The organism is Oleiphilus sp. HI0123 (assembly GCF_001635315.1).
In genome coordinates this window covers 1-634 of record NZ_LWGE01001874.1, presented here as the reverse complement: position 1 = coordinate 634, position 634 = coordinate 1, and the positions used below count along the sequence as shown (strand labels likewise).

Here is a 634-nt window from a genome sequence, read left to right as displayed (position 1 = left end):
GCTATTAAAGCTAGCCCTAAGTTATCATTCGGTGCCTCTAACAGTAGAACCCTCGCAGTATTTTATGACACAAGGCCGGGCTATCAAACAGTTGAGCCAAAGCAAGGGTATCGATGTGATGTGGACCATGACTTCCAAAGAACGAGAGTCAGAAGTAAAGCCTATTAGAATCCCTATTTATAAAGGCTTGATTGGCTGGCGCTTGTTCCTGACAACACCCGAGCAGTTGGCAACACGAAAACAAAGCCAAGATTTAAGGGCTTTAAAAAAAGCCACACTCATTCAAGGGCATGACTGGCCCGATACCAACATATTGAGATATAACAATTTTAAGGTACAAACTGGCCCCAGTTACGAAGGCTTATTTCAAGTGTTGTCACTTAATCGGGCGGAACTCTTTCCTCGCTCTATTATCGAGATCTGGGATGAACTAGAAACGCATCAACATCGCAACATTACCCTTGAGCCTCACACGCTACTCAGCTACCCGACCGCTACGTATTTCTTTGTCGCACAAGAAAATACGGCCTTAGCTAGCCTTATAGAAGAGGGGCTTCAGAAAGCCCTGTTGGACGGAAAGTTCGATGCGCTGTTCCAGCAGTATTATGCTGATCTGATACTGAAGGCTAATTTA

At 44.8% G+C, this 634-nt stretch carries 1 protein-coding gene; it reads left to right on the top strand.

Annotation, left to right across the window (positions count from 1 at the left end):
- Nucleotides 1-64 precede the first annotated feature (64 nt).
- The coding region (locus tag A3761_RS25025; protein WP_156492121.1) for a transporter substrate-binding domain-containing protein at nt 65-634 on the top strand (570 nt) is incomplete at its 3' end.